We start from the raw sequence: 4,843 nt of genomic DNA on the forward strand, positions 1-4,843 counted from the left end.
GACGGCATCATCCGCGAGGCCGTGCTGCGCGAATTGAAGCGCGGCGGGCAGGTGTATTTCCTGCACAACGAGGTCGATACCATCGACAACATGCGCGAAAAGCTGGAAAAACTGCTGCCAGAGGCGCGCATCGTGGTCGGCCACGGCCAGTTGAACGAGCGCGAGCTGGAGCGCGTCATGCGCGATTTCACCAGCCAGCGCGCCAATCTGCTCTTGTGCACCACCATCATCGAAACCGGCATCGACAATCCGCACGCCAACACCATCCTCATCAACCGCGCCGACAAGTTCGGCCTGGCGCAACTGCACCAGCTGCGCGGGCGCGTCGGCCGCTCGCACCACCAAGCTTACGCCTACCTGCTGGTCCATGACGACAAGGCGCTGAGCAAGCAGGCCAAACAACGTCTGGAAGCGATTCAGCAGATGGAAGATTTGGGCTCCGGCTTCTACCTCGCCATGCACGATCTGGAAATTCGCGGCGCGGGCGAGGTCTTGGGCGACGACCAATCCGGCAACATGCAGGAAGTCGGCTTCAAGGTATTCACCGACATGCTCAACCGCGCCATTGCCCACCTCAAACAGGGCAAGGCGCTGGATGCCGGCGACCTCACCCAGACACCCGGCGTCTGCGGCGAAATCAATCTGCGCACCCCGGCGCTTTTGCCTGACGCTTACTGCCCGGACGTGCACGAGCGATTGACGCTCTACAAACGGCTCGCCAACGGCGAAACGGATGCCGACATCGACGCCTTGCAAGAAGAATTGATCGACCGTTTCGGCCCCCTGCCGGGGCAAGCCGAAGCCCTCATCGCTACGCATCGTCTGCGCCTCTTGCTGCAACCTTTGCTGGTGCAAAAACTCGATGCCAGCGCCGACCAGATCACTTTGCAATTCGCCCCGGAATTTGCCAAAAATCCGCCTATCGATCCGGCGCGCATCATTGCCTTGATTCAGAAGAACCGTCACTACAAGCTCGCCGGGCAGGATAGAATTTCCCTTTCCCGGCATTCACCCAGCCTGAAAGACAAAGTGGCTGCCATTAAAGACATGCTCCGCGCCCTGACCCAATGAACAACAGCACACTCGACAATATCAATATCGCCGCTTTCGACCCCATGCCCAGCCCGGATGACATCCAGGCGCGCGTTCCCCTCACGGCCCTCGCCGCGGCCACCGTCTGCGCCGGGCGTCAAGCCCTGCGCGACATCCTCGACCGGCGCGACCACCGCCTGTTCGTGGTGGTGGGCCCCTGCTCCATCCACGACCCCGTCGCCGGCCTCGATTACGCCCGCCGCCTGAAAGCGCTGGCCGATGAGGTCAGCGACACGCTGTGCCTCGTCATGCGCGTCTACTTCGAAAAACCGCGCACGACCGTCGGCTGGAAAGGCTATATCAACGATCCTTTCATGGACGATTCCTTCCAGGTCGACGTCGGCATGGAAAAAGCCCGCGCCTTCCTGCTGGCGGTCAATGAGCTCGGCCTGCCCGCCGGCACCGAGGCGCTCGACCCCTACGGCCCGCAGTATTATGGCGACCTGATTTCCTGGGCCGCCATCGGGGCGCGCACCACCGAGTCGCAAACGCACCGCGAAATGTCCTCCGGCCTGTCCACCCCGGTCGGCTTCAAAAACGCCACCAGCGGCGATCTGACGGTTGCCACCAATGCCATTCTCTCCGCCTCGCGCCCGCACTCCTTCCTTGGCCTGAACAGCAACGGCCAAGTCAGCATCGTGCGCACCCAGGGCAACCCGCACGGCCACGTCGTGCTGCGCGGCGGCGAAAACGGCCCGAATTACGACACGGTTTCCATCGCGCTGGCCGAAGCCGCGCTGACCAAGGCCAAACTGCCCGCCAATCTGGTGGTCGACTGCTCGCACGCCAACAGCGCCAAAAAACCGGAAATGCAGCCCTTGGTCATGGCCGACGTGGCCAACCAGATTCGCGCCGGCAACGGCTCCATTCTCGGCGTCATGATCGAATCCAATCTGGAAGCCGGCAACCAGCCGATTCCCGCCGATCTGTCACAACTGAAATACGGCTGCTCGGTGACCGACGGCTGCATCGGCTGGGATACCACCGAAAAAACCCTGCGCGAGGCGGCCATTCTGCTGCGCGACGTGCTGCCCGGACGGCTGGCGGATTGAGCGCCATGAAACTCATCCTGCAAGGGGCTGCCCTGCCGACTTTCCTGCTGGAAAACATCGCCCGCGCCACGCAGGCCGAACATATCGAACCGCGCCCGCCGCAAAGCACGCACCTGTTTGGCGCCCGGCGCACGCCCGAATTCGAGCAGTTGCTGCCCCTGATCGAAGCAGAAAAACTCGATTGGGCTTTCGTTAAAAACGGGCAAAAACTCAGTGATTACGGCCTGATCTGTTTCGACATGGATTCAACCCTCATCACCATCGAATGCATCGACGAACTGGCCGATTTTGCCGGCAAGAAAGCGGAGGTTTCCGCCGTCACCGAAGCGGCCATGCGCGGCGAAATCGACTACCGCGAAAGCCTGCGCCGCCGCCTCGCCCTCATGGCCGGGCTGGACGCCCGCGTGCTCGCCCGCGTCTTCGGCGAGCGCCTGCTGCTCTCGAACGGCGCGCGCGAACTGCTGGACGCCTGCCAGAACGCCGGCCTGCGCACGGCCATTCTCTCTGGCGGCTTCACCTATTTCACCGAGCGGCTGCGCATCGAACTCGGCTTCGATTTCGCCACCTCGAACGAGCTGGAAATTGCCGGCGGCAAACTGACCGGCCGCGTGCTCGGCGACATCATCGACGCCGCCGCCAAGGCGCAGCATCTGGCGCGGCTGCGCGACCAGCTGGGGCTGCGCAAGGAACAGGTGATCGCCGTCGGCGACGGCGCCAACGATCTCCTGATGATGGCAGAAGCCGGCCTCTCGGTCGCCTTCCACGCCAAACCGGCGACCCGCGCCCAGGCCGACCTGGCCATCAACTTCGGCGGCCTGGACAGCCTAATCAACCTGTTCGACCCGGCCTGAGCAGGCTGCCGGCTTTTACCCTGCCGCGCAGCGCGGCAGCCAGAACAAGGCAGAAATTGTCTTGGCATCGGTGATCTGCCCGGAAAACACCGCTGCGCTGGCCGCCTGCGGCGACAAGCGGGTGATTTCCAGAAACTCATTGGCATCGAGCATTTGCCCGCCCCGCAGTTCCAGATCGTAAGCTGCGAAAATCTCGATCCGCTCATCGGAATAGCCGATGCACGGGTGCATCACGCCCAGATGCGCCCAACGCGCCGCTGCGTAGCCCGTTTCCTCGAGCAACTCGCGCTGCGCCGTATACAGGGGATCTTCCCCGGCATCGATCTTCCCCGCCGGCAATTCCAGAAACACCTGGCGCAAGGGATAGCGGAACTGGCGCTCAAACAGCAAATCGCCATTGGGCAAAAAAGCCAGAATCACCACCGCCCCCGGATGGGTGATGAATTCACGAAACGATTCAGCCCCATTCGGCAGAGCCACCCGCGCCCGCTGCACCTGAAGAAAATCGCCGGAATACACCTGTTCGGTGTGAATTTCCTTTTCCAGTAAATGACGATCAGCATCCATTGTCGAACCCATGTTTCATCCATCGAAAGGCAAAGGATATCAGGCTTGCCGCTCGCCACATCAGCCCCCAGCCTCACTCAGAAAACGGATGCGCAAAAATATTTTCCCCGCCAAAAATTCCCGGCAAAACGGGGGGAGCCCTTGTTTTTTCAAACATTTTTCCGTCATGGAACAACGCAAAGCCGCAAGGAACAAACCACTGCATATAGTCAAGACCTTGTCACGAACAACTACATCTAGTAGATTCCCTCCTCGACAGAAAACCTGCCATTCGCGATACGTCTCGCCAGAAAATCATCACGAGGAGCCTTCAATGAACCCGCAAGCCGAGCAGCTTTCCTTGACCGACATTCCCGCCCCGCCGCAGTTTGCGCCGCTGCCGGAGCAGGAGATTTCCGGCGAGGTGCTGGTTGAAAAATACGCCAAGGGCAAGGAAACCAATGTGCACGACGTGCGCAAGCGGGTGGCCTGGGCGCTTGCTCAAGTCGAAGAAGAAAAAAACCGCGCGCACTGGGAAGCGCGCTTTCTCTGGGCGCAGGAAAACGGCTTCATTCCTGCCGGGCGCATCAACTCTGCCGCCGGCACCGACCTGCAGGCCACGCTGATCAACTGTTTCGTGCAGCCGGTGGGCGATTCCATCGTCGAGAACACCGACGGCAAACCGGGCATTTACACCGCGCTGGCGCAAGCCGCCGAAACCATGCGCCGGGGCGGCGGTGTCGGCTACGACTTTTCTTCCATCCGTCCGCAAGGCGCGCGCGTCAAAGGCACGCAATCGCGCGCTTCCGGCCCGGTGTCCTACATGCGCGTCTTCGACCGCTCCTGCGAAACCGTGGAATCCGCCGGCGCGCGCCGGGGCGCACAGATGGGCGTGTTGCGCTGCGACCATCCGGACATCGAAGAATTCATCCACGCCAAAGACAAGGGCGATTTAACCAATTTCAATATCTCCATCGGCGTCACCGATGATTTCATGCAGGCCGTGGATAACGATGGTTTCGTCGAACTCGCCCACCGCGCCGAACCCAATGCCGATATGCGCAGCGAAGGTGCCTACCAGCGCGACGACGGCATCTGGGTCTATCGCAAGCTGCGCGCGCGCGAATTGTGGGATCAGGTGATGAAATCCACCTACGACCACGCCGAACCGGGCATTTTGTTCCTCGATCGCATGAACAAGGACAACAACCTCAACTACTGCGAGGTGATCGAGGCCACCAACCCCTGCGCCGAACAGCCGCTGCCGCCCTACGGCTGCTGCTGCCTGGGTTCGATCAACCT

Annotated in this window: 5 protein-coding genes; 4 read left to right on the forward strand and 1 reads right to left on the reverse strand. The window is 61.4% G+C overall.

Going from position 1 to position 4,843, the window contains the following annotated elements; genetic code table 11:
- The 3 genes from ACM62Q_RS12915 to serB form a co-directional block, all read left to right on the forward strand.
- Positions 1–1,071, forward strand: a 1,071-nt coding sequence (locus ACM62Q_RS12915) for a TRCF domain-containing protein (RefSeq protein WP_415037236.1), incomplete at its 5' end; no start/stop codon positions are given.
- Positions 1,068–2,144: a 3-deoxy-7-phosphoheptulonate synthase gene (locus tag ACM62Q_RS12920; RefSeq protein WP_415037238.1), complete on the forward strand. Its 1,077-nt coding sequence runs from the start codon at positions 1,068–1,070 to the stop codon at positions 2,142–2,144. The genes ACM62Q_RS12915 and ACM62Q_RS12920, both read left to right, overlap by 4 nt.
- A 5-nt stretch (positions 2,145–2,149) precedes the next feature.
- Positions 2,150–2,995, forward strand: coding sequence for a phosphoserine phosphatase SerB (gene serB, locus ACM62Q_RS12925; RefSeq protein WP_415037240.1), 846 nt, complete (start codon positions 2,150–2,152; stop codon positions 2,993–2,995).
- A gap of 15 nt (positions 2,996–3,010) precedes the next feature.
- Here the strand turns inward: serB and ACM62Q_RS12930 are convergent, their stop codons facing one another.
- Positions 3,011–3,574 carry an NUDIX domain-containing protein gene (locus tag ACM62Q_RS12930; protein ID WP_415037242.1) on the reverse strand — a complete coding sequence of 188 codons (564 nt, stop codon included), beginning with the start codon at positions 3,572–3,574 and terminating at the stop codon, positions 3,011–3,013.
- Positions 3,575–3,875: 301 nt separating this feature from the next.
- On the opposite strand from ACM62Q_RS12930, the gene ACM62Q_RS12935 reads away from it, so the two are divergent.
- A partial coding sequence (locus tag ACM62Q_RS12935; RefSeq protein ID WP_415037244.1) for a ribonucleotide reductase N-terminal alpha domain-containing protein occupies positions 3,876–4,843 on the forward strand: 968 nt, incomplete at its 3' end.

The organism is Azonexus sp., assembly GCF_047638095.1.
Taxonomy (GTDB): domain Bacteria; phylum Pseudomonadota; class Gammaproteobacteria; order Burkholderiales; family Rhodocyclaceae; genus Azonexus.